The following is a 26295-nucleotide window of genomic DNA, read 5'->3' as shown; positions in this document are numbered from 1 at the left end:
CCGCCGCTCACCCCGCTGTGCTAGCGTTTGCGGATTGGGGAACAACGTATTCCCTGCACGGCAACATAATCACAACCGATGATCAGCAGGTGAGCCATGGAACTTCGAATCAACCAGAAGACCTACCAGGTCGAGGCCGACGCCGACACGCCGTTGCTGTGGGTGATCCGCGACGACCTCGGCCTGACCGGCACCAAGTACGGCTGTGGCCTGGCACAGTGCGGCGCCTGCTCGGTGCTGGTGGACGGCAATGTGGTGCGCGCCTGTGTCACGCCGGTGGCCGGGGTGGTCGGGCGTGAAGTGACCACCATCGAAGCCATCGAGGCCGACGCGGTGGGCAAGCGCGTGGTGGCCGCGTGGGTCGAGCATCAGGTGGCCCAATGCGGTTACTGCCAGTCCGGGCAGGTGATGGCGGCCACCGCGCTGCTCAAGCACACCCCGCAACCGAGCGATGCGCAAATCGATGCGGCGATGGTCAACCTGTGCCGCTGTGGCACTTATAACGCCATCCATGCCGCCGTGCACGAACTCGCCCAAGGGGAGAAGGCCTGATGAATACGCCTGTCGATAACCCTGCAGCGCTGCTCGACCTGCCGCCGGGCGAAACGGTCAACCTGTCGCGTCGGCGCTTTCTCGCCGGTACCGCCGTAGGCGCCCTGGTCCTGGGCTTCGGCCTGCCGCTGGGCGTCAGCCGGGTCCAAGCGGCGACGGCCGCTGCCCAGGAACGCGGCACCCAGGTACCTGCATTCCTGGAAATCCGCCAGGACGGCACGGTACGCCTGCTCTGCCCGTTCATGGAAGGCGGCCAAGGCACCTACACCGCCATGGCGCAGATCGTCGGCGAAGAACTGGACGCGGACCCTGCCACGTTCGTGGTCGACAGTGCCCCGCCGGGCGAAGCCTACGTAGTGATGGAAAACGGCATGCGCATCACCGGCGGCAGCATGTCGGTGCGCATGAGCTACCCGACCATGCGCCGCCTCGGCGCCCTCGCCCGGGCCATGCTGCTGCAAGCCGCCGCCGAGCAATGGGGCGTACCGGTGAGCGAGCTGTCCACCGAACCTGGCAAAGTGCTGCACGCCGCCTCGGGCCGTTCGCTGGCCTATGGCGAGCTGGCTGAACGGGCCATGGACCTGCCGGTACCGAACCCAGCGGGCATCACGCTGCGCGACCCCAGCCAGTTCCGCTGGATCGGCAAGCCGGTGCGCCGTGTCGATGCCTACGACAAATCCACCGGCAAAGCGCTCTACACCATCGACATCACGCTCGACGGCATGCTCCACGCCGCTGTGCAGCATGCCCCGCGCCTGGGCATGACCGTAGGCAGCCTGCGCAACGAAGACCAGGTCAAGGCCATGAAAGGCGTGCACTCGGTGCATCAATTGCCAGGCGCCGTTGCCGTGGTGGCCGAACGCTGGTGGCACGCCAAGCGTGCGGTCGAGGCGCTGCAGGTGGACTGGCAGGAGCCGGGCGCCGACAGCCAGGTACGCGCGATGCCCGCCGACTTCTCCAGCGATGCCTGGCGCGAGCACCTGGCCGCCCAGACAGGCCCCGCCAAGGACGACGAAAGCGAAGGCGATGTGGCCGCAGCACTGGGCAATGCCAAGACCAAGGTCGAAGCCACCTACCACAACCAGTACCTCAACCATGCCCAGCTGGAGCCGCCGTCGGCACTGGCGCGCTTCAACCCCGACGGTTCGCTGGAGGTCTGGCTGCCCAACCAGGCGCCGGACATGTTCCGTGACGACATCGCCAAACGCACCGGCCTGGATCCTGCACAGATCACCCTGCACTCGCCGCTTCTGGGCGGGTTCTTCGGTCGCCACTTCCTGTATGACTCGGCCAACCCTTACCCGCAGGCCATCTTGCTGGCCAAGGCCGTCGGCCGCCCGGTCAAGCTGATCTGGAGCCGCGAGGAAGAATTCCTGCGCGATGTGCTGCGGCCGGTTGCGGTGGTCAAGTTCCGCGCAGGGCTGGATGCCGATGGCCTGCCAGTGGCTATCGAAGCGGTGAGTGCCACAGAGGGGCCGACCGAGGCCCTGGCGGGCAAGCAAGGCGAGAAAATCGACCCGACGGCGCTCGAAGGGCTGTCGGGCAAATCCTACGCCATCGCCAACAAGCGCATCGCACAGATCTACGTCAAGGGCCCGGCCATGCTGGGTTACTGGCGCTCGGTGGGCAACTCGCTGAACGATTTCTTCTATGAGTCCTTCCTGGACGAGCTGGCTGACAAAGGCGGTAAAGACCCCTTTGAGTTGCGCCTGCACCTGCTGCGCGACAACCCGCGCCTGACCAACCTGCTGCAAGCGGTGGGTGAATTGTCCGGTGGCTGGAAGCGCGGGCCGTTCACCGCTGAAGACGGCAGCAAGCGGGCGCGTGGTGTGGCCATGGCTTCGCCGTTCGGCTCGGAGGCCGCCGTGATCGCCGAAGTATCGATCGAAGATGGCCAGGTCAAGGTTCACGACATCTGGCAGGCGATCGACCCCGGCAGCATCGTCAACCCAGCGATCATCGAAGCCCAGGTCAACGGCGCCGTGGCCCTTGGCCTGTCGCAGACGCTGGTTGAGGAAGCCGTATACATCGATGGCAAGCCGCGCGCGCGCAACTACGACCTGTACCCGATCCTGCCAGCCTCGCGCATGGCCCGGGTGCATGTGCGCATTGTCGAAAGCGGCGCGAAGATGGGGGGCATTGGCGAGCCGCCGTTGCCTGCGGTGGCGCCAGCAGTGGCCAACGCGGTGGCGCAACTCACAGGCCAGCGCATCCGCAGCCTGCCCATGAGCCGCCATACCTTCAGCTGACCGGACAAGGACCGCCACATGACCCACAGTCGATTCGCAAGAACCGCAGGCTGGCTGGCGCTGCCGTGCCTGGTCGCTGCAGGCCTGCTGGCCTGGTATGTCACCCGTGAGCCCGCTTCGCCCTTCGTCACCGAACAGAACGCCAGCTTCGACCCGGCGCTGGTCAGCCGTGGTGAGTACGTGGCCAGGCTCAGCGACTGTGTCGCCTGCCACAGCCTGCCCGACGGCAAGCCATTTGCCGGTGGGCTGGAAATGGCCACACCGCTGGGGGCGATACACGCCACCAATGTAACTCCCGACCCCGCGACCGGCATCGGCCATTACAGCCTTGCCGACTTCGACCGCGCTGTGCGCCACGGCGTCGCACCAGGCGGACGGCGGCTGTACCCCGCCATGCCCTACCCTTCATATGCCAAGCTCAGCGATGACGATGTGCGGGCGCTGTATGCCTTCTTCATGAAAGGCGTACAGCCTGCCCAACAGGCGAACATCCCCAGCGATATCCCGTGGCCGTTGAACATGCGCTGGCCGATCGCACTGTGGAATGGCGTGTTCGCAGCAGACGAACCTTATGCAGCCAAACCGGCGCAGGACGCGGTGTGGAACCGAGGCGCCTACATCGTTCAGGGCCCCGGCCACTGTGGCAGTTGCCATACCCCACGGGGCCTGGCCTTCAACGAAAAAGCCCTGGATGAAGGTGGCAAAGCGTTCCTGGCCGGCGCGCTGCTCGATGGCTGGTACGCACCCAGCCTGCGTAACGACCACAACACCGGCCTGGGCCGCTGGAGCGAGGCCCAGATCGTGCAGTTCCTCAAGCACGGGCGCAACCAGCATGCGGTGGTCTATGGGTCGATGACCGAGGCGTTCAACAATTCCACCCAGTTCATGAGCGATGACGACCTGGCAGCGATCGCCCGCTACCTCAAATCGTTGCCGGCCGACCCCCAACGTGACGGCGCGCCGTGGCAGTATCAGGCAGTGTCTGCCGGTGAACGCCTGAACAGCCCCGGCGCCCACACCTACGTGACCCGCTGCGCTACGTGCCATGGCCTGGATGGCAAGGGCCAGGCAGAGTGGATGCCGCCGCTGGCGGGGGCCACCTCGGCGCTGGCCAAGGAGAATGCTTCGGCGATCAACATCACCCTCAATGGCTCGCAACGGATCGTCGCCGCCGGGCTGCCGGATGCCTACCGCATGCCTGCGTTCCGCGAGCAGTTGTCGGACCAGGAGATCGCCCAGGTGCTGAGCTTTGTCCGCAGTACCTGGGGCAACCACGGCGGTGCGGTCGACGCGCAGGCCGTCAGCAAGCTGCGCGGGGATACCGACCCGGCCAGCAGCAGCCCGATCATCTTGCACATGCGCTGAGGAAACACTGTCAATGGAAAGCATCGACCTGTTGGTCCTGCGCACCACCCGTGACTGGCTCCAGGCCGGCGAGCGGGTGCTGCTGGCGACCGTAGCCCGCACCTGGGGTTCGTCGCCCAGGCCGGTGGGCTCGATGATGGCCCTGCGTGGCGATGGCAGGGTCATTGGCAGCGTCTCCGGTGGCTGCATCGAGGATGACCTGGTGCACCGCTACACCACTGCCTACAACGGCGAAGGCATGCCGGAAGGGCCGCCGCGCGTGGTGCGTTATGGCGTCAGTGCCGACGAGGCTCATCGCTTTGGCCTGCCCTGCGGCGGGACCCTGGAGCTGATACTCGAGTTCAGCCCTTCATTGCCCAGCCTTGAGCAGCTTCTGCCGCAGCTGGACGCTGGCAACCTGGTCCGTCGCGAGCTGGACCTCGGCACCGGTGGCGTAAGCCTGGCCGCCACGCACGCACCCGAGCAGTTCAGCTTCGATGGCCAACGCATGGTCAATACCCTGGGCCCCGGCTACCGCATGCTGCTGATCGGTGCCGGGGTACTGGCCGAGTACCTGGCGACCATGGCGCTGTTCAACGGCTTCAAGGTGGCCGTTTGCGACCCTCGCCGCGAATACATGGATGGCTGGAATGTCGCGGGCGTGGAGAAGATAGTCGGCATGCCGGACGATGTGGTCAGGGCCTTTGCCCCCGACCTGCGCAGTTGCATCATTGGCCTGAGCCATGACCCCAAGCTGGACGACCTGGCCCTGCTCGAAGCCTTGCACAGCACAGCCTTCTACATCGGTGCGATCGGTTCCCGGCGTAACAGCCAGCTGCGCCGCGAACGGCTGATCGAGCACTTCGGTGAGACGCAAGCCTCACTCGAACGCCTGCATGGCCCCATCGGTATCTATATCGGCAGCAAGACCCCTGCAGAGATCGCGGTCAGCGTCATGGCGCAGGTTCTTGCCATCAAGAACGGCGTTGCCTTGCCCAGCGCGGTCGATGTGACCAAGGCCAAGCGGGCTCGGGAAGCCAGTGCATGAGGTGAACGTGCGCCAATGCCAGCACACCGTGCCTCAATGCTGCCCGCCCGCTTGCTCCTGCTTCCAGCGCTCCAGGTTCTTCGCCAGCAGCTGCCCAGGCAGCGGGCCAGAGACGATTTCCTTCATTTTTTGCGCCAGTTGCTCACGCAGCCTGGGCTGGTTGCACGGCGATGCATGGGACAGCGCCAGGTACAGGCCTTCACTGGACACCGGCGGATCGAGCACCTTCAATTGCTTGTCCATACCCAGCGTGCGCGCCAGCGCCATGCCGGGGTACTGCTCATAGATCAGGTAGTCGTTGCGCTTGTGCAGCAGCTTCTCGAACGCCTGCCTGGCACCGGGAACGGCTTCGAGCGTTAGGTTGGCCCTGGCGTAATCGTCGAACTCTTGGCCGTGGCTGTTGCTGACCAGGGTGCCGCCCTTGCGCCTCTTCAGGTCTGACCAGCCACGGTAGGCAAAGGCAGCGTCCTGGCGCACCCAGACAACACTTGGCGTATGCAAGAACGGCGGGCTGATGAAGTCCGCCTCCTGCTGACGCGCCTGGGTCAGGAAGTAACCGGCCATCAAGTCGATACGGCCTTTGCGCACCTGTTCCTGAGCCCGCGACCATGGCCCGCCGTAGACCACCTGCATTTTCACACCGAGCGCCTGGCCCAGGTAGTCAAGCAGGTCGGCGTTGGCACCGATCAGTCGCTGGGGGTCGTTCGGGTCGCGCCACAAGTAAGGGGGATATTCCGGATTGCCGGTGGCCGTCAGTTGCCGACACACATCCTCCGCTGCCCAGGCCTGAGGCAACAGAATCAGGGAAAACGAAAGCAGCAAAGACCGGCCGGACCACCGCTCGACCATCTACAACCCTCGGTGCATGCGGCCTTAGGCGGCCAGCCGTGGTCGCGAAAGGCTGCCACATCCTGTGCACGTCTGCTGTACTGCTGCCCGCATGCTCTACAGAGTCTGGACGAGAATCCGCTGGCTGCCAGAAATTTATCCGGGCATGCGCGCCAAAGACCGCTTGGCGGCCGCCTGGAACACGCCGCGCAGTGCCTTGACTTGCTCTTCGGTGAGCGTTTGCGCGCAGCTCAGCCCCTGCAGGAAGCCTATGCCCCAGTTTTTGGTCTGATCCAGTTGCTGACGGTTTTCCGCTTCGGCGATATCGCCCAGATGCAGCGCGGCGTGGTGTTCGTAACGGTCACCCAGTGCCAACTTGCGCAGTTCACCCAGAGCGACCTTGAATTCAGCGGCGGCAACATCGTCCAGGCCCAGGTGCTCATACTGAAGCAGGCTCAGACGGTCGGTGGCGGTCATCTTCGAATCTCCGTTTCTCTATAAAAGGAGCAGTTGCAGGAAAGTCACCGACCAACCCAGAACGCTTCCAGGCGCCAGGTGATGGTGGTGTGGTAATGAGGGTTGTATACCATAGGTGGGGCCCATCGCCCTAGCGGTGTGCGCCGTCCGGTTGGCTGTAGCCACCAGGGGCGACTACCAGGCCCCTTTCACCGCCAGGGTGATACTCGGCTCGTCGTCGACTTGGTCGAGGGCCGCAACCGGCAGCTATGCTGTCAGATGCAATTCCCATTCAGTGGAGGTGTGTCATGCGTCCGTTCACAGGGAGTTTCCTGCTGGTGCTGCTTTGCGTAGCCCCGGCACTGCAGGCCCAGTCGGTAACCCCATTAAAAGGTCAGAGCAGCCAGCAGATGCAGCTGGATATCAACGAATGCAATACCGTGGCAGCCAACGCCGCGAACAACGCCGCAACCACCTCCAGCTCCAATGTCGGTGGCCGGGTCAAAGGCGCGGCTGTGGGTGCTGCAGCCGGTGCCGCTGGCGCCCAGGTACGCAGCAACCAGCATGAAGCGTTGTCTGACCGGGCCGGCGACGACGCCAAAGAAGAGTATCGGCAGAACCGTGCTGGGGAAGTGGCCGCTGCCGGAGCGGTCGTCGGTGGTTCCCGGCAACGCCAGGATCGCCGCGAGGACCGGCGCACCGAGGATCAGGCACAAAGTTCGGCGCAAGCCAGCGCCTACAGCGGTTGCCTGCAAGGGCGGGGATATCAGGTCAATCCTTGATCTGGGGCTGCCGGTTGGTTGGCAGACGAACATTGCCTAACCAACCGTGCGTCGCTTCACGCACGTGTTTCAACCGGTTTTCACCGCGAAGCGTTACCGACGGCGTTTCCACACTCACCTGCACATCCGTCGGCAACGCCCCCATCAACGCTGCCAGTGGCAACTGCCCCTGCCCCGGCAATAACCGCCCTTCACGCGCCTCCTGGATAATCAATGCCTCAGCCGGCGCAGTGAGCGGCGCATCGCACAGTTGCAGCGCTCGCAGGTAGCGCGGGTCGACTTCGGCAAGTGCCGCTACATCCCCGCCCGAACGGAACAGATGCAGCGCATCCACCAGTACCGCGCTGTTGTCCTGCCCAGCCATGTTCAACACAGCCAGCGCCTGCTGCAAGGTCGCCACCGGTCTCCAGCGCATGAACTCCAGGTCTACACGCAAACCATACTCCTTGGCCATTTCACACAGCGCCGCAAAGTTGTGCGCAAGCCGCACACCGTCTTCATCATCCCCGGATACCGTGAGGCTGGTGGCACCCAGTTCAGCGCCTGCCGCCAGCAACATCGCACAATCGCCAACCTGCACCTGCGGCGTCAGCGAGACGAACTCTATGTCGGCAACGCCTACACCCTCACCTGCCATCACAGCCTTCAGCTCCCGTAGCGCCTGGCCACCAACCGCAAGCGGATACGCTTGCGCACCCGGCATCACCGGGTGCAGCCGCAACCCAACAGTGCTGAAACCGGCCCGGCCGGCTTCACGCACCAGCGCTTCAGGCGCAAGGTCCAGCGCTGTCAGGTGGGCAACCCCTAGCGGCTTCAATAAGTCGCCCTCCCGCCACTGAGGTCGAATACGAAGCCTGTGGTAAAGCTGCATTCCGGCCCGGCGATCCAGGCCACCATGTTGGCAATCTCCTCAGCCTTGAGGAAACGCCCCATCGGGATCTTGGCTTTGCTGGCCGCGATATGCTCCGCAGTCATCTCGGCCATCAACGGGGTTTCGACCATCGCCGGGGCGATGCAGTTGAGCGACACGCCATCCTGCGCCAGTTCCTTGGCTGCGGCCTTGGTGAAGGCGATGACCCCGGCCTTGGCAGCCGAGTAGCCGCTTATGTACTGCACGCCATCCTTGCCCGCCATCGACGCCACGTTGACGATCCGCCCATAGCCGCGCTCGCGCATATGCGGGATGGCCGTTCGACAGCAGTAGAAGACGCCGTTCAGGTCGATGGCGATGACCTTGTCCCAGGCTTCTGGCGGGTATTCCCAGGACGGTACCACCGGCCCATTGATGCCAGCGTTGTTGACCAGGATGTCGACCTGCCCCACACGCGCCAGTACGTCAGCGAATGCCGCCTCGACCGAGGCCAGCGAAGCGACATCCACAACCTGGCGCAGCACTGGCTCGAAACCGTTGTCGACGCTGTCCCAGCCATCCACCGCGAGGTCCCAGATCACCACCTGGGCACCGGCGGTGTGCAGCCGTTGGGCGATGGCCAGGCCGATGCCACGCATGCCGCCAGTAACGATTGCAGTTTGCCCTTGCAGGGGTTGGCTCATTGTTCAGCTCCTTTTTCAACACAGGGAATATCCGGCAGGCGACGCAGGTCGCGCACCATGAACAGGTAACACAGCGCGCCCAGCGCGGTGATCGAGGACACGAACACCAGGGCCCAGACGAATGACCCGGTGGCCGTCACGATCAGGCCGATGGTCAATGGGGTAACGATGCCGGCGGCGTTGGCGAACAGGTTGAACAGCCCGCCACTGAGGCCCAGCAAGCCTTTGGGCGCGATGTCGGAAACGATCATCCAGGCCAGGGCCGACATACCCTGGGCGAAATAGGCAATACAGAGGATGGCGATGACCAGCACGTCCGACTCGACATAGTTGGCCAGGACAATGACCGACGCGGTCAGCAGGCCGGCGATCACCGGCAGCTTGCGCGCCACATTTAGCGAGTAGCCGCGGCGCAGCAAGGCATCGGAGAGCCAGCCGCCGACCAGCGTGCCCAACGAAGCGGCGATGAACGGCAGCACCGCCACCCAGCCGACCTTGAGCCACGGCATATGCCGCTCGGTGACCAGGTAGGTCGGGAACCAGGTGAGGAAAAACACGTTGGTCGAGTTGCAGGCGAACTGCCCCAGGCAGATACCGAGCATGTTGCGGTGCTTGAGCAGCGCCGGGATCTGTGACCACTGGAACACCGTGGCTTTCTGGCCACCATCGACCACGCCACCGCCGGCAGCGATATGGTCCAGCTCTGCCTGGTTGGCGGTGGTCGACTGGTGTGGCTCATGGTATTTGCGCCACCAGACCACGCCGTAGAGCACGCCCAGCAACCCGACCGCCATCAGCAGAAAGCGCCAGCCATAGGCGTGCAAGACCCAAAACAGCAACGGTGTCAGGAACGCAAGGCCGGTGTACTCGGCAAAGGTGTAGATACCCGTCGCCCTGGCCCGCTCGCTTTGCGGGAACCAGGTCGCCACCACGCGGCTGTTGGTGGGGAAGCACGGCGCTTCTGTCACACCGACCAGAAAGCGCATGCCCAGCAAGGACAGAAACCCTTGGGCCAAGCCCTGCAGGCCGGTGAACAGCGACCACAACGTCAGTGCCAACCAGTAGGTGAGCTTGGTGCCCAGCCGGTCGATCAGTATGCCGCCGGGGATCTGCGCAGCAGCGTAGGTCCATGAGAACGCGGAGAAAATCACCCCCATCATCGCCGCATTCAGCCCCAGATCGGCGCTGATGCTTGGCGCGGCGATGCCCATGACGCTGCGGTCCAGGTAGTTGATCATGGTGCCGCCAGAGATCAGCGCCAGAATCATGAAACGGGTACGGGTACGTTGCTGCTGGCGCGCAGGCGTGTCGAACACCCCGGCGCCGCTAGGCTGATCAGCATTCATGACAATTGCTCTCTTGTTATTGGAATGGCGAATGCGCAGGCGTCAGGCAAACCCGAACAGGCGCCTGGGGGTATCCCACATGATGGTTCGCCGCAGGTGCGGGTCTGGCATCAGGCGCTCGGCCAACTTCAGCAAGGGGCCGTAGTCCACCCGGGTTTGCTGGCGGATGAACGGCCAGTCCGAACCCCATACACAGGCTTGCGGACCAAAAGCGTGGATCAACTCGTGCACAAAGGCGCTGCTCTGCGCATGCAGGGCAGCAGTAGCGGCGAATTTCTGCATGCCCGAGAGCTTCACGCTGGCCCGCCCATGCCGGGCCAGCCTGAGCAGTGCCTGGAAGCCGGCCTGTTGGGTACCGGCCGCCGCATCCGGGCGCCCGCAATGGTCGATCAATACCCGCACCGCACTGCGCTCGATCAGGCCGAGCAATTCGACGAGCTGGTCTTCGCACACCTGGATCTGGGCGAACAGGCCAAGTTCGGCAAGCTTGCCGAACAACGGCCCGACGTCATGCAGGCTCGCCACGCCATACATCGCCGGGTTGAAGGCCACACCGACCACGCCCTGCTCACGCAGCGCGGCCAGTTGCTCGAGGCTGATGTGACGATCGACTACCGCTATGCCCTTGAAACGCCCCTGACCGCTGGCCAAGGCATGCAGCAGGCAGCGGTTGTCAGTGTGGTAGCCACTGTTGGGCCCCACCAACAAGGCATGACGCACGCCATAGGCATCCATCACCTGGTTGAACTGCTCCAGCGGCGCGACCTCCTGACCGGACGGTGCGTACGGCGCATCGGGGTGGTAAGCGAAGCGTGCAGGGTCAAACAAATGGTTATGGCAATCGATCTTCGGTTCATCAAAGATGTTCAAAAGCGGTTCCTTCAAGCGCCACTGCGCTTGCCTGCAGATCTTGTTATTGTTCGCCACCAGGGGCGATTTGCCTGGGTTCACGATACTGCGGGCGTAGCGATAGCGCTCATACACAGATGGCGAAGACCATAACCTAAGGTAATACTCATGCTTCCCGGCAAAGAAGGCAGCGACGCCAGTGCACTGGTGTTCAAACTGCGGCACATGGAGGTGTTCAGGGCGGTGATGCTGACCGGCTCGATCAGCGCCGCCGCGAAGATGCTCTACGTCTCGCAGCCGGCGGTCAGCAAGCTCATCGGCTACATCGAGGGGCGGCTGGCCTACCGCCTGTTCGAGCGCATCAACAACCGCCTGGTACCCACCGCCGAGGCGCAGATCCTGTTCCGTGAGGTCGAACGGGTGTATCAGGCGGCGTTGCAGGTCAATGAGTGCGCAGTGGGGCTGGCCACCGGCACCCAGCGCAAGCTGCGGATTTCCTGCAGCGCCTCGTTGTCGACGGTGGTGATCCCGATCGCCCTGGCCCAGCTAAAGCGTGAGGCGCCCGCACTGCAGATCGAATGGCAGACCTCGCTGATGGGCGAGATGCCCAACCAGATCCTGTCAAAAAAGGTCGACCTGTCGATCGCCGCCCTGCCGGTGGTGCACGATCATTTGCATTCCCAGGCCTTCATGCGTGGACGCATGGTCGTTGCAATGCCCGTCGATCACCCCCTGGCACAGCAGCCCTCACTGACCCTGCAGCAGCTGGAAGGCCACCCGCTGTTACTGTTCCGTCCGGATATGCCGTTCGGCAAGCTGCTGGCGGAGGAGATAGCGCGCCGCGGCCTTCACCTGGACTCGCTGTTGTCGTTCACCAATGCCAACGAAGCCGTGGCACTGGTCAAGCAAGGCATGGGCATCACCTTGATCGATGAGTTCGTGGCACAGGACAGCGGCCTGGCCGTAGTGCGCCTGGCTGACGAAATTCACTTCGATATCAGCTTCGTCCATTCGCGCTTTGAACCGCCGTCGCAGGCGGCGCTGCACCTGATGCGCGTGCTGCATGGCCAGGCGCTCAAGCTGGGGCGGCAGATCCCCGGGTTCGAGTTGCCCAGCATATGAAGCCAGCGGGTCTGGATTTACCTTCACTGCCAGATTGGATCCGCAGGCTGGAAAACGCTAACCTTGCACCGCCGCGCAGCGCGTGACGGTGCGCAGGCCTACCCATGCACTCAGGAGATTCACCGACATGAACGTCTCATTCCAGCCCCGCTGGCTGCTCGCCCTCGCCCTGCCCCTGGTACTCGCCGCCTGTGGCGACAGCGAACCCAAGCAACGTGCCGCCTTCAGCGAATTCCTGCAGACCCGTATCGTCGACAAGCCAGGGGTGCATGTGCCCAAGCTGAGCGCAGACGAAACCAAGGCTTTTGGCCCCTACAGCGATCACTATGCAGTCATCACCCAGTTCAACGGCGCGATGGATGCCGCCGTGCAGCCTCTGGGTAACCTGCTGCAAAAAGGCGCGGTTCGCTCGCTCAATGATGTCACTGCCCGCCGTGACGACATAAAAGCGGTGCAGACCGGCCTGAACGACATGGGCAAGCAGTTGCAGGAGCAAAAGGCCAAGGCGGACACCGCCCATGCCCAGCTCAAGCAGCCGCAAGACCTCAAGGTGGTTTACGACAAGGCCTTTGAGCGCACCGTCAGCGTCCCGGCCGACACCTTCCTGGACGTGCTGCCGCAAATCAACGGCACCCTGGACAGCAGCCTGAAGGTGGCCGACTACGTGGATGCGCACAAGGAAAAGATAGAAATCAACGGGGCCATCGTGAAGGTGTCCGACCCGACCGTTCAGGCTGAGTTGAATGCCTTGCTGGCGGACCTGAACAACCAGGCCAAGACCGTGCAGCAGGCGCAGGCAAGGCTGAAGACGGTGATGCTCGGGCGCTAGTCGGCTGCGATTGAGGCGGCGGGTGAGGGTTTGCTCATACCCGCTGCGGCAATTGGATGTTCACCCGCAATCCCCCTCCCTCTCCCGCCTGGGCGGTGATCGTGCCCTGATGCAGCGCGATTGCCCGACGGGCGATGGCCAAGCCCAGGCCAAAGCCATCGCTGCCGCTGTCCATACCCCGGTCGAACGGCTCGAAAATGCTCTGCAGGCGCGCCGGGTCCACACCTGGCCCTTGGTCGATGATGGTCACTTCCAGCTGTTCACCGTCGTCGGCCAGCAGCGCCAGCACCCGTACTTCGGTACCCGCAGCGGTGTAACGCACGGCATTGCGCACCACGTTCTCAAAGGCGCGATACAGCAGCTCCTCATGCCCGCGGGTAAAGAATGCTGCATCCGCGCTCAGCGAAACCTGGCACTGCTTCATGCCGGCCTCGAAACGGGCATCTTCGACTATCTGCGCCAGCAACTCGATCACATCCAGCGCTTCGCAATTGCCATCGCACGGCTGTGACTGGGCACGCGCCAAGGTCAGCAGTTGCTCGATCAGGTCATCCATGCGCCGTGATTCGCGCTCGATGCGTTCAAGCATCCCATCGCGCTCCGGCTGCTGGCGTATCAGGCCGATGGCCGCGTGCATACGGGTCAAAGGCGAGCGCAGCTCGTGAGAAATATCATGCAGCAGTTGCTGCTGGGCCTCGACCAGCGCCTTGAGCTGGCTGGCCATGCGGTCGCAGTCTTCGGCAAGGTCGACGATCTCGTCGCGGCGCTTGCCCAGGCGTGGCTTGACGCGCACTTCGAACCGGCCCTGGGCGACCTGCCCCATGGCCTCGCGCAGCCAGGTCAAGGGCCTGGTCAGGTACAGGCTACACAGCAAGGCAAACAACGCGCTCATCAACGTACCGGTGAGGAGCGGGCCCATGCCGCGGGGGCGCGGCGCCTCGTCAAGGGAGGTTGCCACCGAAGCGCGCAGCACCAGGGCCTGGCCACCCTGGTCGAGCAGCGCCCGCTCGAAACGAGGCATGGCCACAGCCCTGCCGGCCAGCAAGTGGCCGGTGCCGTCATACAGCCCCACCTGCACACCTTCTGGCTGGGGCGAAACCTGCAACAGCTGGCGGCCGGCCTGCTCGCCGTAGCGGTGCAACATGTTCAGCTCGGTAACCAGCAGCGAACGCAGCGCCGGGGTGTCGCCACGCAGGTCGTCGAGCATGAAGGCCCCCGCGCCCACCAGGAACGTCAGGCTATTGGCCAGCCAGAAGGCCAGGAACAGCTTCCAGAACAGGCGCCGACGCATCATTCGACGATCAGCATGTAGCCCATGCCCCGTACGCTCTGGATCCAGCTGCTGCCGTCGGCGCGTGGGCCGAGCTTCTGACGGATGCTGCTGATGTGCACATCGATGCGTCGATCGTAACGGGTCAGCGGGCGGCCCAGGGCGTTGAGCGACAGGTCTTGCTTGCTCACCAGTTGGCCCGCCTGGCGAGCCAACGCTTCGAGCAGGCTGAATTCAGTCCCGGTCAGTTCCAGAGGAGCAGCGGCCCACTGGGCCTTGCGGCGCCCTGGCCACAACGTCAGCGCCCCACTGCCGATGGCTTCGCCAGCCTGGCTTTCAGCCAACGCGTGCGGTTGCACCCGGCGCAGGATCGCGCGCAAGCGCGCCACCAGTTCGCCCGGGGAGCTGGGCTTGGGCACGTAGTCATCGGCACCCAGCTCCAGGCCGGCAATGCGGTCGATGTTGTCACCACGGGCGGTGAGCAACAGCACCGGAACCTGGCTACGCGCACGAATGCGCCGCAACACTTCGATCCCTGAGATGCCCGGCAGCATCACATCCAGCACCACGATGCGAAAAGCCCCACTCAAGGCTTTGGTCTCGCCCTCTTCGCCGCTAGCCACGGCGGTCGCCTGGAAACCTTCGCGGGCCAGGTAAAGGGCAAGCATTTCGGTGAGTTCGCGGTCGTCATCGACCAACAGCACAGGAATCATGGTGGGTACGCTTAGGCAGGGGTTACAAAGCGCTCATGATCGCCCTGCCGCGCCAGGCTGTCACCGCAAGCTGGGCGAACTTTACACATCTTTACCCTGGGTTAACCGCGCCAAACACAGCCCGCCCTTATCCTCATCGCCCGCTTGCCTGGCAGCCGCCGCGCGCCTTCGCCGAGCCTGCTCAGCCACCCTTACGCCCGCCTGGAACCCCCGATGAACTACCCGCGTCTGTTGCTCTCCATCCTGCTGCTACAAGCCTGCGTGGCCCAGGCGGCGCCGTTCAGGATCGCCGACATCAGGGTCAACGGCCTGCAGCGGGTATCCGCCGGCAGCGTTTTCGGTGCCTTGCCCCTGAACGTGGGCGATCAGGCCGATGACCGGCGCCTGGTGGAGTCGACCCGTTCGCTGTTCAAGACCGGCTTCTTCCAGGATATCCAGCTGAACCGCGACGGCGATGTCCTGATCATCAACGTGGTCGAGCGCCCGTCGGTGTCGAGCATCGAGATCGAAGGCAACAAGGCGATCAGCACCGAAGACCTGATGAAGGGCCTGAAACAGTCGGGCCTGGCCGAAGGCGAGATCTTCCAGCGTGCCACCCTCGAAGGCGTGCGTAACGAACTGCAGCGCCAGTACGTGGCCCAGGGCCGCTACTCGGCCGAGGTCGACGCCGAGGTGGTGCCGCAGCCGCGCAACCGGGTTGCCCTGAAGATCAAGATCAACGAAGGCACCGTCGCTGCCATCCAGCACATCAACGTCGTCGGCAACACCGTGTTCGACGATGAAGAACTGGCGCAGCTGTTCGAGCTCAAGACCACCAACTGGCTGTCGTTCTTCAAGAACGACGACAAGTACGCCCGCGAAAAACTTTCCGGTGACCTGGAGCGCCTGCGTTCCTACTACCTGGACCGCGGCTACATCAACATGGACATCGCTTCCACCCAGGTGTCGATCACCCCGGACAAGAAGCACGTCTACATCACCGTCAACGTCAACGAAGGCGAGAAGTACACCGTTCGTGACGTGAAGCTGTCGGGCGACCTGAAAGTGCCGGAAGACCAGGTCAAGTCGCTGCTGCTGGTGCAGCCGGGCCAGGTGTTCTCGCGCAAGGTGATGACCACCACGTCCGAGCTGATCACCCGCCGCCTTGGTAACGAAGGCTATACCTTCGCCAACGTCAACGGCGTGCCACAGCCCAATGACGAAGACCATACCGTCGACATCATGTTCGTGGTCGACCCGGGCAAGCGTGCCTACGTCAACCGCATCAACTACCGCGGCAACACCAAGACCGAAGACGAAGTGCTGCGCCGCGAAATGCGCCAGATGGAAGGCGGCTGGGCTTCGACCTACCTGATCGACCAGTCCAAGACCCGCCTGGAGCGCCTGGGCTTCTTCAAGGAAGTCAACGTCGAGACCCCGCCAGTGCCGGGCACCGACGACCAGGTCGACGTCAACTACAGCGTCGAAGAGCAGGCATCCGGCTCGATCACCGCCAGCGTGGGCTTCGCCCAGAGCGCCGGCCTGATCCTGGGCGGTTCGATCAGCCAGACCAACTTCCTCGGTACCGGTAACAAGGTGTCCATCGGCCTGACCCGTTCGCAATACCAGACCAAGTACAACTTCGGCTTCACCAACCCGTACTTCACCGAAGATGGCGTGAGCCTGGGCTACAACCTGTTCTACAGCAGCACCGACTACAGCGATTACTACGATGACGGCGTTTCCTACTACGCCATCAACAGCTATGGCGCGGGCGTGAGCCTGGGCTACCCGATCAGCGAAACGTCGCGCCTGACCTACGGCCTGACCCTGCAACACGATGACATCTCCCCCGGCACCTATAGCGCCGACGAGATCTATGACTTCATCCAGCGCGAGGGCGAAAGTTTCAACAACCTCAAGGCTTCGATCGGCTGGTCCGAGTCGACCTTGAACAAGGGGGTGCTGGCGACCCGTGGCCACTCACAGAGCCTGACGCTGATGGCCACCACGCCAGGCAGCGACCTGTCCTTCTACAAGCTCGACTACAGCGGCCAGACCTACCTGCCGCTGAGCGAACGCACCACATTGCGCCTGCATACCAGCCTGGGCTACGGGGATGGCTACGGCTCCACCGAGGGCCTGCCCTTCTATGAGAACTACACAGCCGGTGGCCAGGGTTCGGTACGCGGCTTCAAGGATGGCTCGCTGGGCCCGCGCAATACGCCGGCGACCGGTACCTATGCAAGTGCCGGTCAAGCCTATTACTCCGACCGCGATACCGATGCACTGGGCGGCAACATCCTGGTGACCGGCGGCGCCGAGTACATCTTCCCGATGCCCTTCATCAAAGACCAGCGCCAGCTTCGCAGCTCGGTGTTCGTGGACGCGGGCAACGTGTTTTCCGACACGTGCTACCTGTCCACCACGCAGGGTTGCGGCAGTGTGGGCCTGGACCAGCTGGCGGTGTCGCTGGGCGTCGGCGTGACCTGGTACAGCCCCATGGGGCCGCTGACGTTCAGCCTTGCCACACCGGTAAAGAAGCCGGAGAACGCCGAGACGCAGATATTCCAGTTCTCGCTGGGGCAGACCTTCTGACTTATCCAGGAGCGGGGTTGTGTCGTGCCGGCAGCGGTCGCGAGCAGGCCGCTTCACGGGAAGCGGGTCTTACCCGCTTTTACCCCGGCTTAACCCAAGTTGACAGCCCGTTTGCCTAAGCTGACTCCCCCTAGAACTCGCCTGGAAGGTACCCCTTCATGCTGCAAGAACAACTACCCACCCCGCTGCTGGAGCAGGTGCAGCAACGCCTGGCCAGGTTGCTCGGCCCAAGCTGCATCGTGACGCTGGCCAGCAGCGAAAACGACCAGGGCGTGAGCCACTACCATCTGGCGATCCAGCACGAAGGTCATGGAATATCCCTGGAAGACAGCGGCATCATCAGCGCAGATTTCGCCGATCGCCTGCTTGCCATGGTCGGCCAGGTAAGCACCTTGCTCGATTCAGAAACACTCAAGCACATGGCCAGCGCTGAGCCATCGCGCCCGCTCGTGTGGATCAGCGACCGGTCAGGACCGTGTCAGACGCAACCTTCGGCCAGCACCTGAGCCCGGGTGATGACATTACCGAAGTGATGCTTCCACAGCTCAATGCCCATTTTCCCTGAACGATCCAGGGAAGACCCCACCGTCAGGTCGGTAATCAACGTCGGCATGAGCCCTTCGTCGAACAGGGCAAAGCCGGCGGCAAGCACGCACGTCTCGGTCTGCAACCCGCAGACCAACACCCGCTCCGCGCCCAGCCCCCTGATGTACTCGATGGTCTCGGCAGTCTGCCTGTAACCCTGTTTGACAAAGACCTTGTCAGCCTCGACCAGGCACTCGTCTTCTGCTGCAGGGTGCCAGCCAAGCTGCCGCTCGAACGGCGTGACCTGTTCATCATGCAACTGGAGCGAGGCAATGGTCGGGATCGTCGCAGACAACGCGCGCACACCATCGACCAGCCACTCGGGCGGGCTGAAGGTGGACTGTACATCGACGATGAGTAAAACCTGCCGCATGGCTGTCTCCGGGGCGCTGGCAAAGGTACGGAGTATACCGTTGCTGGTGGCCGATGACGCCCTTGACCAGCACCCCGCGTTGCACCACTGATGAGTCAAGTTGCGGTTTTCTAGAACTTTTTTCGGTTTGAAGGTCTATGTGAACAGGCAGATGAAGATTGCCGGCTCCCTCAGGGTTTGCCCGCGACGTCATGGCCAACGTCCCAATGTCTATCAGAGGTTGTCTTCGCTCATGAAAATCCATGTCCCACGGATAGTGCTCCTGGGCCTGTTCGCGTTCGCGGCAATGGGCTCGGCATCTGCAACACCGGCGAAGGCGTCAATGCCGCTGCTCGCAACCAAGGCCACCTCTTCTCAGGCCCACATCGAGGACGCCAACAGCCCTTGGCCGAGCCTGGCGAGCGTAGCAGCCGCGCAACCCGCTACGCTGCTTGCCCATGATGACCGTTACCGGCGCGACGGCCACTGGCACGACCGTAGAGACGACTGGCGTCGTGACCAATGGCGGCGCGACCAATGGCGCCGTGAGCAGGCGCGCCGTGAAGCGGAACGCCGCCGCGACTGGCAGCGCCGCCATGAGCGGGCCATGCACCACCGCTACGAAGCCGATCACCACTACTATCGCCGCTGATTCTGGTTGGAATCAAAGCCTCATGGGTCTTTCGTGCAGCCTGGTCCCGAGCACCACGCCTTGAGATTTGAGATTTATCAACAGTTCAAGTCCCAAGGTTTCAACGGTGCCCGGTTCGATGCCGGCACGTGCTGCCAACCCTGCCAGGTGTTCACGCCCGCTCACTTGCCTTTCCTGCAAAGACACCAGCAACGCATGGGCCAGCGGCGCAAGGCGCGAGAAATGCACCTTGTGGTCTGCGCCGCGGCAGGCCAACAGAAGGGTCGGCGTTGTCGGCACCTGCGGTGGAATACGCCCAGGGCCGATATGGCTGACCGGCCACGCGTAGGCAAGTGGTGCAGCAAGGCAGGACAATAACGGTACGCCCTGAAGCAGGTCACCGTTCGGGTCATGCGCCAGCTCTGTGCCATCACTGAGCATCAGCACCGTCTCGATCCATTCATAATGGGCCAGTTCGGCCACCCAGCCCGGCTGGCCGGCACGGTTTTGCAGGTATTCGACCAGCTCGCCAGCCACTTCGGTGAACAGCGGCGTCTGGCAGCGATGGTTGGCGTAGAAGCTTTCAATCAGCGCCAGCCACCGCTCAGGTCCCAGGCTAGCCTGCAGCACCGGAAAGCTGCCGGCCAGCAGCGACTGCACATTGCCGAAGAACAGCCGCCGATACACCGCCAGGCGCCGCGCCTCGATGCCCGGTGGCGGCGGGTTGGACTGCGGGTCACGGATGAACCGGGCCATCCGCATCTGCTGCTCGCGCAAGGTATCAGCCATGGCGCACCTGCGGCGCGCTTGCAGCGGTTTGCAGGTCGCGAATGTAATCCACCTCAAGCAACAGTTCGGCCAGCGGCGGCAGGTTGAAATCGCGCTCCAGCAGGGTCGGCACAGCACCCAAATGCTCATAGGCACGGGCCAGCAAGCGCCACACGTCCTCCTTCACGCTCGCACCGTGGGTATCGATCTTCAGATCCGGTGCTTCATCGTAGTGCCCGGCCACGTGCAGGCACACCACCCGCTCGGCCGGCACGCGGGCGAGGAAATCGGCAGCGTCATAGCGGTGGTTGCAGGCATTGACGATCAGGTTGTTGATGTCAAGCAACAGGTCGCAGCCGGCTTCTTCGAGCACGGCGCTCAGGAACTCGATTTCGCTCATCGCCTGGTACGGTGCAGCGTAATAGGAGATGTTTTCCACCGCGATGCGCCGGCCGAGCGCGTCCTGCACCTGATGGATGCGCTCAGCGGTATGGCGCACGGCTTCGTCGGTGAAGGGCATGGGAATCAGGTCGTAGAGATGACCGTCATCGCTACAGTAGCTCAGGTGCTCGCTGAACAGTGGCACGCGATAACGGTCGAGAAAATCGCGGATCTGCCGTAGAAAAGCGCGATCCAGAGGCTCAGGCCCGCCCAACGACAGGGACAAACCATGACAAGCCAGCGGGAAACGCTCAGCCAGGCGCTCCAGGCCTTTGCCATAACTGCCGCCTACACCGATCCAGTTGTCAGGGGCGCATTCGAGAAAGTCCACGGCACCGGGGGCCATGGTCAGCAACTCAGGCAGCAGCGCCCGGCGCAGACCAAGGCCGGCGCCTTGCAAGGGAAGGGATGTGCTCATGGCGTGCTCCTTGAAGCGACCACCCTCCCGGGCCTATCAGCGCAGGGAGGATAGCGCTGGTGGTCAGTCCTGGCCTGGCTCAGTCAGCTACAGATGGCGCGCGCGAGGCATCGCCACACTTGCCTTCACCACACTTGCCTTCGGCCTGGGTAGCCTTGGCCTTGGCATCGCTGGCGCCACATTTGCCCTCGCCGCATTTACCTTCGGTCTGGGTGGCCTTGGCATGGGCGCTGTCGGCGCCGCACTTGCCCTCGCCACATTTGCCCTCCCCGGCCTTTTCGGCAGCAGCGAGCTGGTAGCCCTGCGGCAGTGCTTCGACAGCAAAGGCCGATGCGGTCAGGTTGATGCCGCCCACCAGTGCGATGCTGAGCAGGCCAAGGCGGGTCTTGTTGGGGAACTGGATACGGGACATGGTGCTTCTCCGGATAGGTGCGCGGCCAAGCCGCGCGGTCATGCCTCAAGGGCGATTGCGCCAGAACTACAGGCCGTCGGGCTGTTCATTCGGGTTGGCTCATTTGGCCTGAGGCATGTATCCGTGACGTATCGGCAGAACGAGGCATTTGTAAGCAAGTGGCTTGGCAAAGCGCCTTGATACAGAGTGATACACAGGCGTGTCTGCCAAAGCGAAACCGACAGGCCGCGTCAGGCCTCACAACACCCATCATCGAGTGCCTCTATCAAACCATCCAGCCTATCGATTTGACTGCGTCAAATTGCCTCAGATAACGTGCGCCGCTCTACGAAGTCGATCGAGCTTGTCTGTTTTGCCCTTCTTCTGAATACCTCGCTAACTGCCCTGCGCGCTCTCTGTTAATCCCGACCCGCTGCATGCCTCACGGCGTGACCGTCGTCCTTGTGTTCGAGTTACTGAAATGTCCGTCAATACGCCCTCCCGCATCACCGAGCTGGTCATCGAAGCCGGCACCCGCAAAGCCCACCTGCCCGCCCGCGCCACGCTCATCCTGGGTTTTCTGGCGGGCGCATTCATTTCAATGGGGTTTCTGCTGCACATCCATGTCAGTACCATGATTCCTGCCCCCTGGGCCTCGTTGGGCAACTTGCTGGGCGCCGCGGTATTTCCGATCGGGCTGATCCTGGTCATCCTGGCCGGCGGCGAATTGCTCACCGGCAACATGATGAGCCTGCCCCTGGCGATGTTCGCCCGGCGCATCCGGCTGGTGGACGTCGCGCGCAACTGGCTGCTGGTGACCGTGGCAAACCTGCTGGGCGCGCTGTTCGTGGCGTACTGCTTTGGCCACTTGCTGGGGCTCACTGAAGGTGCCTACCTGAACAAGACGCTGGCAGCGGCAACCAGCAAGACCAGCGCCGACTTCCTCCACGCCTTCGTTTCGGGCATCGGCTGCAACTGGCTGGTGTGCCTGGCAGTGTGGCTGGCGTATGCCAGCCGTGAGATGAGCGGCAAGATTCTCGGCATCTGGTTCCCGATCATGGCCTTCGTCGCCATCGGCTTCCAGCACGTGGTGGCCAACATGTTCCTGATCCCAGCTGCGATCTTCGCCGGTTACCTGAGCTGGGGCCAGCTGGTGCACAACCTTGCAGCAGTCTTCCTGGGCAACGCCGTGGGTGGGGCGATCTTCGTCGGGTTGGCGTACTACGTCTCCTTCGGCACCTCGGTAGAAGAACAAGCCGCCACGCGTTAAGCCCGCCGTTTGCCATGGGTGGCGCAGCCTGCGGTCAAGCAGTGGCCGAGACTGCACACTGCCGCAAGCCCCGAATAAAACCTGAACGTTTGCCGAAAGCCTCCAGTCGCAGGAAATAGACGCACTTGATTGCGCGAATGCATTCCTGACCGTGAGGTTTTCCCATGAACACCAACCCCCAACAGGGTGTCGATGGGCATCCCATCAGCCTGACACTCAACGGCGAACGCACGTCGCTACACGTCCAGCCCTGGACGACCCTGCTCGATCTGCTGCGTGAGCAACTCGATCTGATCGGCAGCAAAAAAGGTTGTGACCATGGCCAATGCGGCGCCTGCACGGTGCTGCGCGACGGCAAGCGGATCAATGCCTGCCTGACCCTTGCCGTGATGTGCGACGGCGCCGAGCTGGTCACGGTCGAGGGACTGGCCCAAGGCGAGCAACTACACCCCATGCAGCGTGCCTTCATCGCCCATGATGCTTTTCAGTGCGGCTATTGCACGCCCGGCCAGATCTGTTCGGCAGTCGGTCTGGCCCATGAAGGCCGCGCCGTTACCCGTGAAGCCATTCGCGAACACATGAGCGGCAATCTGTGCCGCTGCGGCGCCTACAGCAATATCCTTGCTGCGGTCGAAGAGGCATTGCCGCTGGTGCAGGCGACCGCCAGGCCTCAGGGAGGGCCGAACCCATGACCCCTTTCAGCTACCACAGGCCTGCATCGGTCAGTGAAGCGGTAAACATGGCGGACGAATCCACCCGCTTTATTGCCGGCGGCACCAACCTGGTCGATCTGATGAAGGAGAACGTGGTTAACCCGCAGCGCTTGATCGACATAACCGCCCTGGACCTGCACGGCATCGAGCCCACCGCCAACGGCGGCGTTTTGATTGGCGCATTGGTCAGCAACGCCGACCTTGCCTGGAATGCGGTGATCGAACAGCACTACCCGTTGCTGTCACAAGCCATCCTTGCAGGCGCATCACCGCAGTTGCGCAACATGGCAAGTACCGGGGGCAACCTGTTGCAGCGTACGCGCTGCTATTACTTCTATGACACCGGCACCCCCTGCAACAAACGTGAGCCAGGAAGCGGTTGCCCTGCCCGCTCGGGTCTCAACCGCATCCACGCCATTCTCGGCGCCAGCGATACCTGCGTTGCCACGCACCCCTCGGACATGTGTGTGGCGCTGGCAGCACTCGATGCCGTTGTGCACGTGCAAGGCCGCGCCGGCTCACGGCTGATCCCCTTTACCGACTTCCATAGCCTGCCAGGCAACACGCCGGAGCGTGACAACCAGCTGTCAGCCGATGAGCTGATTACCGCGATAGAACTGCCACCTGCTGAGTTTGCGCAGCACTCTCACTACCTGAAGATTCGCGACCGTGCCTCGTACGCGTTTGCACTGGTATCGGTCGCTGCCGCGTTGAAGTTCGATGGCGACGTCATCCAGGAAGCCCGGGTGGCTCTGGGAGGCGTAGCGCACAAGCCTTGGCGAGACACAGCTGTGGAGAAGACCTTGCAAGGTCAAAGGGCTTCCCACGCCCTCTTCGCGCGCGCGGCCCAAGCATGGCTGCAGATGGCAAAACCGCTGAGCCACAACGCTTTCAAAGTGGAACTCGCCAAACGTGCGATCGTCCGTGCGCTCAGTGAAGCCGCAGGCGACGCCAGCATTCAGAGGACGACGCCATGACCCAGACGACCAATGTGGTGGGCAAACCCCTGGACCGCGTGGATGGCGTTGCCAAGGTGACTGGCAAGGCGCGGTACGCCGGTGAGTACCCCGAGGCCGGGCTGCTTCACGCCAGTGTGGTATCGAGCACCATCGCCCGCGGCCGGGTGCGCTCGATCGACGCTAGCCAGGCACTGCAGTTACCCGGCGTGGTCGCGGTGCTGCACCACGCCAATCGCCCACGCATTTCCAGCTATGACGACGACTACAGCGATGCCGACTCAGCCGAAGGCTCCCCGTTCCGGCCGCTATTCAACGACCGTGTGCTGTATAGCGGGCAACCGTTGGCACTGGTGGTCGCCGAGAGCCTTGAACTGGCCCGCCATGCCGGCGCCCTGGTGCGCATCGACTACAGCGAAGAGCCGCACCAGACCGACCTGTTCGCGGTGCTCGACCACACGCACCCGGCACCCGCTCAAACGCCAGAGCCGCGCGGTGATTTCGCAGGGCATTACGCTCAAGCCGCAGTACGTGTCGATGCCACCTACGACACGCCCATCGAGCATCACAACCCGATGGAGCCCCACGCGTCGACCGTTTTCTACAAAGCTGGAGACTCCCTGGAAATTCATGACAAGACCCAGGGTACGCAGAACTGTCAGGACTACCTGCACAAGGTGTTCGGCCTGCCCAAACAGAACATCAGGGTGCTCGCCGCCTTTGTCGGCGGTGCCTTTGGCTCCGGGCTGCGGCCGCAATACCAGTTGCCGTTGGCAGTCATGGCAGCCCTGCACCTGAAACGTTCGGTGCGCCTTGCCCTCACACGCCAGCAGATGTTCACCTTCGGCTATCGTCCCCGTACGCAGCAGCGGCTGCGCCTGGGTGCGGCGGCGGATGGCAAGCTGCTGGCAATTGCCCACGACGCGCTCGGCCAGACATCGCGCTTCGAAGACTTCACCGAACACCTGGTGGAGTGGAGCGGCATGCTCTATCACTGCGACAACGTTGCGCTCAATTATCGCCTTGCGCCGCTCGACGTCTATACCCCGCTGGACATGCGTGCGCCGGGTGCCGCGTCCGGCGTGCTCGCACTGGAGTGCGCGATGGATGAGTTGGCATGCGCTGCGAACCTCGACCCGCTCCAATTGCGTCGACGCAATTTTGCCAGCCACAATGGCAACGACGGCAAACCCTATTCCAGCAAAGAGCTGTTGGCCTGTTATGACCAGGGCGCCGCGCGCTTCGGCTGGGGCAAACGCACCCCAAAGCCTCGCAGCATGCGAGAAGGCAACCAATTGATCGGCTGGGGCGTGGCCGGCGGGGTCTGGGAAGCGCTGCAGATGAAGGCCAGCGCCAAGGCCTGCTTCGACAGCTGCGGGCATTTGACCGTCAGTAGCGCCACCACTGACATAGGTACCGGTACCTATACGGTGATGACCCAGATTGCTGCGGACGCTGCGGGGGTCTTGCCCGAGGATGTGACCTTCCTGCTGGGCGACTCCTCACTGCCGACAGCGCCGTTGCAGGGCGGCTCGTTCACGGTGTCTTCGGTGGGTTCGGCAGTGCAGCAGGCCTGCCAGATCCTGCGCACCAAGGTGCTGGAACTCGCGCGCCAGAATTTCCCCGAAATAGCTGCGACGCCGGCAGAGAATGTGGCGTTCGCGCAAGGCTACCTGCAAGCGGGGAAACACCGTATTGCCATCGCCAGCATCGTCGCAACGGCCAAGGACGGCGAGCTGCAAGTGCAGATCGACGCCGAGCCCGGTGCCGGACGCCAGCCGTTCTCCACCGCTACCCATTCGGCCGTCTTCGTAGAGGTACACGTTGACGAAGACCTGGGTACGATCAAGGTCATGCGGGTGGTCAGCGCGGTGGCCGCCGGGCGTGTGGTCAACCCGAAAACCGCCCGTAGCCAGATCCTCGGAGGCGTGGTCTGGGGGTTGGGCATGGCGTTGCAGGAAGAGACGCAAACCGATCATGAACTTGGTCGCATCCTCAACCACAACCTGGCCGAGTATCACATCCCGGTGCATGCCGATATCGCTGACATCGAGGTGATGTTCGTGGAAGAGCACGACGACATCGTCAATGACCTGGGTTCCAAGGGCGTAGGCGAGATCGGCGTCGTTGGAGTCGCGGCGGCGGTTGCCAATGCCGTTTACCATGCTACCGGCAAACGCGTGAGAGCGTTTCCGATAACGCTGGACAAAGTGCTCTAGCAGCGGGCGGGGTTTGCGGGATCGGGCGCCGC

Annotated in this window: 25 protein-coding genes and 1 pseudogene; 14 read left to right on the top strand and 12 right to left on the bottom strand. The window is 63.2% G+C overall.

What is annotated here, in order from left to right; all coding sequences use genetic code 11:
* The first annotated feature begins 96 nt into the window (after positions 1–96).
* Genes NGJ21_RS20535 through NGJ21_RS20520 form a run of 4 tightly spaced genes read left to right on the top strand, consistent with a single transcriptional unit; the run spans position 97 to position 5193 of the window.
* Positions 97–552 carry a (2Fe-2S)-binding protein gene (locus NGJ21_RS20535; RefSeq protein ID WP_046786065.1) on the top strand — a complete coding sequence of 152 codons (456 nt, stop codon included), beginning with the start codon at positions 97–99 and terminating at the stop codon, positions 550–552.
* Positions 552–2801, top strand: a complete 2250-nt coding sequence (locus NGJ21_RS20530) for a xanthine dehydrogenase family protein molybdopterin-binding subunit (protein WP_174141124.1) — start codon at positions 552–554, stop codon at positions 2799–2801. Before NGJ21_RS20535 ends, NGJ21_RS20530 begins: the two co-directional genes overlap by 1 nt.
* A gap of 18 nt (positions 2802–2819) precedes the next feature.
* Positions 2820–4166, top strand: coding sequence for a c-type cytochrome (locus NGJ21_RS20525; protein WP_174141123.1), 1347 nt, complete (start codon positions 2820–2822; stop codon positions 4164–4166).
* Positions 4167–4179: 13 nt separating this feature from the next.
* Complete coding sequence (locus NGJ21_RS20520) at positions 4180–5193, top strand: XdhC family protein (RefSeq protein WP_046786062.1); 1014 nt, start codon at positions 4180–4182, stop codon at positions 5191–5193.
* Between the two features lie 33 nt (positions 5194–5226).
* On the opposite strand, the gene NGJ21_RS20515 is transcribed toward NGJ21_RS20520, so the two are convergent.
* Positions 5227–6042 carry a substrate-binding periplasmic protein gene (locus tag NGJ21_RS20515; RefSeq protein WP_115274662.1) on the bottom strand — a complete coding sequence of 272 codons (816 nt, stop codon included), beginning with the start codon at positions 6040–6042 and terminating at the stop codon, positions 5227–5229.
* A 135-nt stretch (positions 6043–6177) separates the two neighbouring features.
* Entirely contained in the window at positions 6178–6498 is a 321-nt protein-coding gene (locus tag NGJ21_RS20510; RefSeq protein ID WP_046786060.1) for a hypothetical protein, read from the bottom strand.
* A gap of 287 nt (positions 6499–6785) precedes the next feature.
* On the opposite strand from NGJ21_RS20510, the gene NGJ21_RS20505 reads away from it, so the two are divergent.
* Positions 6786–7259, top strand: coding sequence for a YMGG-like glycine zipper-containing protein (locus tag NGJ21_RS20505; RefSeq protein WP_204918090.1), 474 nt, complete (start codon positions 6786–6788; stop codon positions 7257–7259).
* Here NGJ21_RS20505 and NGJ21_RS20500 read toward each other — a convergent pair.
* The 4 genes from NGJ21_RS20500 to NGJ21_RS20485 are packed head-to-tail and all read right to left on the bottom strand — an operon-like array spanning position 7249 to position 11029.
* Positions 7249–8076 carry a sugar phosphate isomerase/epimerase family protein gene (locus NGJ21_RS20500; RefSeq protein ID WP_251962584.1) on the bottom strand — a complete coding sequence of 276 codons (828 nt, stop codon included), beginning with the start codon at positions 8074–8076 and terminating at the stop codon, positions 7249–7251. The two genes, NGJ21_RS20505 and NGJ21_RS20500, sit on opposite strands and share 11 nt — an antisense overlap.
* Positions 8073–8813 carry an SDR family NAD(P)-dependent oxidoreductase gene (locus tag NGJ21_RS20495; protein ID WP_115274659.1) on the bottom strand — a complete coding sequence of 247 codons (741 nt, stop codon included), beginning with the start codon at positions 8811–8813 and terminating at the stop codon, positions 8073–8075. The genes NGJ21_RS20500 and NGJ21_RS20495 overlap by 4 nt, the downstream gene beginning before the upstream one ends.
* A complete protein-coding gene (locus NGJ21_RS20490; RefSeq protein WP_125924891.1) occupies positions 8810–10159 on the bottom strand; it encodes an MFS transporter in 1350 nt (449 codons plus the stop codon). Before NGJ21_RS20490 ends, NGJ21_RS20495 begins: the two co-directional genes overlap by 4 nt.
* 42 nt (positions 10160–10201) lie before the next feature.
* Complete coding sequence (locus tag NGJ21_RS20485) at positions 10202–11029, bottom strand: amidohydrolase family protein (protein WP_046786405.1); 828 nt, start codon at positions 11027–11029, stop codon at positions 10202–10204.
* A gap of 147 nt (positions 11030–11176) precedes the next feature.
* On the opposite strand from NGJ21_RS20485, the gene NGJ21_RS20480 reads away from it, so the two are divergent.
* The gene (locus tag NGJ21_RS20480; protein WP_251962583.1) at positions 11177–12130 is read left to right on the top strand and encodes a LysR family transcriptional regulator; all 954 of its coding nucleotides are present in this window, start codon (positions 11177–11179) and stop codon (positions 12128–12130) included.
* 127 nt (positions 12131–12257) lie between these two features.
* A complete protein-coding gene (locus tag NGJ21_RS20475) occupies positions 12258–12959 on the top strand; it encodes a DUF3053 domain-containing protein (RefSeq protein ID WP_119687114.1) in 702 nt (233 codons plus the stop codon).
* Between the two features lie 34 nt (positions 12960–12993).
* Here NGJ21_RS20475 and NGJ21_RS20470 read toward each other — a convergent pair whose 3' ends face one another.
* Positions 12994–14253: a HAMP domain-containing sensor histidine kinase gene (locus tag NGJ21_RS20470; RefSeq protein ID WP_251962582.1), complete on the bottom strand. Its 1260-nt coding sequence runs from the start codon at positions 14251–14253 to the stop codon at positions 12994–12996.
* Complete coding sequence (locus NGJ21_RS20465; RefSeq protein ID WP_119687116.1) at positions 14250–14942, bottom strand: response regulator transcription factor; 693 nt, start codon at positions 14940–14942, stop codon at positions 14250–14252. The genes NGJ21_RS20470 and NGJ21_RS20465 overlap by 4 nt, the downstream gene beginning before the upstream one ends.
* Positions 14943–15155: 213 nt before the next feature.
* Between NGJ21_RS20465 and bamA the strand changes: the two genes are divergently transcribed.
* Positions 15156–17519, top strand: coding sequence for an outer membrane protein assembly factor BamA (gene bamA / locus NGJ21_RS20460; RefSeq protein WP_196914403.1), 2364 nt, complete (start codon positions 15156–15158; stop codon positions 17517–17519).
* A gap of 158 nt (positions 17520–17677) precedes the next feature.
* Positions 17678–18025: a hypothetical protein gene (locus NGJ21_RS20455; protein WP_251962581.1), complete on the top strand. Its 348-nt coding sequence runs from the start codon at positions 17678–17680 to the stop codon at positions 18023–18025.
* On the opposite strand, the gene NGJ21_RS20450 is transcribed toward NGJ21_RS20455, so the two are convergent.
* Positions 17998–18477, bottom strand: a complete 480-nt coding sequence (locus NGJ21_RS20450; RefSeq protein WP_046786049.1) for an isochorismatase family protein — start codon at positions 18475–18477, stop codon at positions 17998–18000. The genes NGJ21_RS20455 and NGJ21_RS20450 overlap by 28 nt on opposite strands.
* A gap of 322 nt (positions 18478–18799) precedes the next feature.
* On the opposite strand from NGJ21_RS20450, the gene NGJ21_RS20445 reads away from it, so the two are divergent.
* Entirely contained in the window at positions 18800–19108 is a 309-nt protein-coding gene (locus NGJ21_RS20445; RefSeq protein WP_305955515.1) for a hypothetical protein, read from the top strand.
* Between the two features lie 12 nt (positions 19109–19120).
* Here NGJ21_RS20445 and NGJ21_RS20440 read toward each other — a convergent pair whose 3' ends face one another.
* The 3 genes and pseudogenes from NGJ21_RS20440 to NGJ21_RS20430 form a co-directional block, all read right to left on the bottom strand.
* Entirely contained in the window at positions 19121–19876 is a 756-nt protein-coding gene (locus NGJ21_RS20440; protein ID WP_251962580.1) for an HvfC family RiPP maturation protein, read from the bottom strand.
* Positions 19869–20714: an HvfB family MNIO-type RiPP peptide maturase gene (locus tag NGJ21_RS20435; protein ID WP_251962579.1), complete on the bottom strand. Its 846-nt coding sequence runs from the start codon at positions 20712–20714 to the stop codon at positions 19869–19871. Before NGJ21_RS20435 ends, NGJ21_RS20440 begins: the two co-directional genes overlap by 8 nt.
* Before the next feature lie 82 nt (positions 20715–20796).
* A pseudogene (locus tag NGJ21_RS20430) lies at positions 20797–21126 on the bottom strand (HvfA family oxazolone/thioamide-modified RiPP metallophore); the annotation flags it as partial.
* 460 nt (positions 21127–21586) lie between these two features.
* On the opposite strand from NGJ21_RS20430, the gene NGJ21_RS20425 reads away from it, so the two are divergent.
* From NGJ21_RS20425 to NGJ21_RS20410, 4 genes are all read left to right on the top strand, one after another.
* Positions 21587–22375 (top strand): formate/nitrite transporter family protein, encoded by a 789-nt coding sequence (locus NGJ21_RS20425; RefSeq protein ID WP_046786045.1) that lies wholly within the window; start codon positions 21587–21589, stop codon positions 22373–22375.
* Between the two features lie 164 nt (positions 22376–22539).
* Positions 22540–23067: a (2Fe-2S)-binding protein gene (locus NGJ21_RS20420; RefSeq protein ID WP_115274649.1), complete on the top strand. Its 528-nt coding sequence runs from the start codon at positions 22540–22542 to the stop codon at positions 23065–23067.
* Positions 23064–24065 carry an FAD binding domain-containing protein gene (locus NGJ21_RS20415; protein WP_115274648.1) on the top strand — a complete coding sequence of 334 codons (1002 nt, stop codon included), beginning with the start codon at positions 23064–23066 and terminating at the stop codon, positions 24063–24065. Before NGJ21_RS20420 ends, NGJ21_RS20415 begins: the two co-directional genes overlap by 4 nt.
* On the top strand, positions 24062–26263 hold the full coding sequence (locus tag NGJ21_RS20410; RefSeq protein ID WP_115274647.1) for a xanthine dehydrogenase family protein molybdopterin-binding subunit: 2202 nt from the start codon (positions 24062–24064) through the stop codon (positions 26261–26263). Before NGJ21_RS20415 ends, NGJ21_RS20410 begins: the two co-directional genes overlap by 4 nt.
* Positions 26264–26295 lie beyond the last annotated feature (32 nt).

The organism is Pseudomonas sp. Marseille-Q5299 (genome assembly GCF_943737035.1).
In the GTDB taxonomy this organism is placed as follows: Bacteria; Pseudomonadota; Gammaproteobacteria; order Pseudomonadales; family Pseudomonadaceae; genus Aquipseudomonas; species Aquipseudomonas putida_E.
Note: the sequence above shows the minus strand (reverse complement) of the source record. Positions and strands in the feature narration are given on the sequence as shown.